Source organism: Streptomyces sp. S6, assembly GCF_054880855.1.
The window spans coordinates 1-2,615 of the sequence record NZ_JBTYMC010000528.1; the positions used below are offsets into that span (position 1 = coordinate 1).

The 2,615-nt window shown below is 74.4% G+C and carries 5 protein-coding genes; 2 read left to right on the forward strand and 3 right to left on the reverse strand.

Going from position 1 to position 2,615, the window contains the following annotated elements; translation table 11 throughout:
- Positions 1–563: saccharopine dehydrogenase family protein (locus ACVNF4_RS34735; protein WP_461806842.1), on the forward strand; the 563-nt coding region annotated here is incomplete at its 5' end.
- 60 nt (positions 564–623) lie between these two features.
- Here the strand turns inward: ACVNF4_RS34735 and mmpA are convergent.
- Both mmpA and ACVNF4_RS34745 read right to left on the reverse strand, forming a co-directional pair.
- Positions 624–770 (reverse strand): morphogenic membrane protein MmpA, encoded by a 147-nt coding sequence (gene mmpA, locus ACVNF4_RS34740; RefSeq protein ID WP_461806843.1) that lies wholly within the window; start codon positions 768–770, stop codon positions 624–626.
- Positions 771–834: 64 nt separating this feature from the next.
- Positions 835–1,542, reverse strand: coding sequence for an endonuclease V (locus ACVNF4_RS34745; RefSeq protein WP_461806844.1), 708 nt, complete (start codon positions 1,540–1,542; stop codon positions 835–837).
- Positions 1,543–1,710: 168 nt separating this feature from the next.
- Here ACVNF4_RS34745 and ACVNF4_RS34750 point away from each other — a divergent pair, with 168 nt between their 5' ends.
- A complete protein-coding gene (locus ACVNF4_RS34750; protein ID WP_461806845.1) occupies positions 1,711–2,163 on the forward strand; it encodes a hypothetical protein in 453 nt (150 codons plus the stop codon).
- A gap of 20 nt (positions 2,164–2,183) precedes the next feature.
- On the opposite strand, the gene ACVNF4_RS34755 is transcribed toward ACVNF4_RS34750, so the two are convergent.
- Positions 2,184–2,615, reverse strand: a 432-nt coding sequence (locus ACVNF4_RS34755; protein ID WP_461806846.1) for a WD40/YVTN/BNR-like repeat-containing protein, incomplete at its 5' end; no start/stop codon positions are given.

Consider the following 2,615-nt stretch of genomic DNA (forward strand, 5'->3'; position numbering starts at 1 on the left):
GGCACGAGCCCCGGCTCGTCGGCCGCCGGGCCGGTGCGCCCGCGAGTGCTCCCCGGTTCGCGTCCGAGGTGGGGGCGTGGGCGCTGCCGCTGCCCACTCTCGACCCTCAGGTCGTCGTCCGTTCCGCCCGCGCGGTGCCTCGGTACGGGCCCGACTTCCGCTACCGGCACTACGCCGCCGTCCGCAGCCTTCCCGTCGCCCTCGGGGGCGTCGCCGGGGTGGGGGCGCTCGTCGCCGCCGCGCAGGTGGCGCCCGTGCGGCGCTGGCTGTCCTCGCGCCTGGAGCCCGGGGAGGGGCCCGGCGAGGAGAAGCGGGCGCGCAGCTGGTTCTCCGTGCGGTTCGTCGGGGAGGGCGGCGGGCGGCGGGTGTTCACCGAGGTGTCCGGCGGGGATCCCGGGTACGGGGAGACCGCGAAGATGTTCGCGGAGGGCGCGATGTCGCTCGCGCTGGACGAACTGCCGCCGGTGGCCGGGCAGGTGACGCCCGTGGTGGCGATGGGGGACGCGTTGACGGAGCGGTTGCAGAAGGCGGGGATCAGGTTTCGGGTGGCGGCGCGGGTGTGAGGGGCGGGGGTTTCGGTCAGGAACTGTCGCCCGCCGGGCGGGGGCTGCGGTCGGGATCGGTCAGATCTGCCATTCCACGAGGGTGTAGATCATTCCGGCGATCCAGCCGAACCCCGCCAGCGCGGCCAGGACCAGTGCGGCGTTGACCGCCCGTTCGACGGGGCGGTCGGGGTCGGTGAGAGGCTTGGGGGCGCGGTGGCTCGTCATGGGGACCAGCCTGCCGGGGCGGGCGGGGCGCCACATCCGTACAGATACTCAGATCGACGGATGATCAGACCGGCGACGTCCGGGTGCCTGTCGCCTCCCGGAGCGCCTGTCGGCACAGCGCGTCCGCGCGGCGTGTCGTCTCCGGGAGGCGGAAGCGGGGGGTGAGGGCGAGGGTGTGGGCGCACGCGTCGTCCAGCGTGACCCGGTGGCCCACCGAGACGAACACCGGCTTCACGTCCGCGCGGGTGCGCAGCGCCCGGCCGACCTCCTCGTCGCCCGCCCTCAGGGGCGTCGAGGAGCCGCGCGCGGGCTCCGGGTCCTCGTACGTGAACGTGAACGGGTTCTTCGCGACGCCGATCGTGTGCAGGCCGGTGAGGACACCGAGGTGGCTCGCCAGTCCGAAGCGGCGGGGATGTGCGAGGCCGTACCCGTCGCACACGACCAGCCCGGGCGGGCAGGGCAAGGCATCCAGCGCCGCCGTCACCGTCGGCAGCTCCCGGAACGCCAGCAGGCCCGGCACGTACGGGAACGAGATCCTCCCCACCGCCGTGGCCTCCGCGACGACCTCCAGCGTTCCCGCGTCCAGCACGACCGCCGCCGCCGCGACGACGTCCCTCTCATCGTCGTAGGCGACGTCCACACCGGTGACGTGTCCCTCGCCGGGCGGCGGTCCCGGTTCGTCGGTCACCACCCGCGCGCGGAGGGCGTCTTGAACGGCTCGGGCGGCCTCTTCGGTGGTGGGCCAGTCGGCGGGGATCTGTACGGTCGTCATGGTGGGTCGAGGGTACGGGGTGGGGCGGTGCGAGCCGAAAGGGGTTCCCGCGGCCTTCCTGGGCCGGCCACACGGGAATCGCTGTGCAACCTTCGGACCATCTGCCGCGTCTGCACTGGAAACGGAACATTCAGATGTTCCGGACCGACTGGTTCCACGGGGGAACACATGAACTCGACACGCACTCGCACGCGCCGCGGCACGACCGCGGCCCTCACCCTGCTCATGGCGGCCGGTCTCGGCGCCGCCGGCGCGGGCGTCTCGAACGCGGGCGGCGCCGTACCGCCGACGACACGGGAGATCGCCTCGTCCACCCTCGGCGCCGACTACAGGATCACCCTGACCGCGCTGCGTTCGACGGACGACGAGTACGCCGCGTCCGTGCGGCTCCAGGTCTACACGCGGGCGGGCGGCGCCTGGAAGGAGTCGGACCGCGTGACCGTGGGCGACGTCGACGGCTGGTTCTGGTACCCGCTCACCGGCAAGGGCGCGGTCTGCCAGTTCTCGGCCGCGAGCACCGAGCCCGCGCCGCTGACCGTGAGCCTGCTGCTCACGCCCTCCCTCGGCTGCTCGGACCCGGTGCACTACGTGGTGGAGCAGGGCAGGGTCCACGCGGGCTGACCCCGCCGTCGCGCGCGGGATCAGCGTTCCAGCCGGGCGGCCCTTCCCTGTTCGCCCGCCGCCCAGCAGGTGCGGTCCGGCGCGCAGGTGACCGTGTCGAAGGAGCCGGGGTCCAGGGGGTGCCAGGTGCGGCCCGCGTCCGTGGTGACGTCGGTGCCGGTGGGGCCCACGGCCAGGGCTGCCGTGCGGGTATGGGGGAGCCAGGTGACGCCGGACCGGTAGGCCGGCGGGGGCGTGCCGGCGGGGCGCCAGGTGCGGCCTCCGTCGGTGGTGACGGCCGCCGCCTGCGGGGAGGGCTGGTCAGGGCGGTAGTCGCCGCCCACCGCGATGCCGTGGCGGGCGTCGCGGAAGGCCAGGGCGAAGACGCCGCGGGCGGGGTCGGCGGCCGGGACCGGGGTGTCGGCGGAACAGGATGTTGGACGCCCCGGACAGCTCACGTGCCTTGACGATCT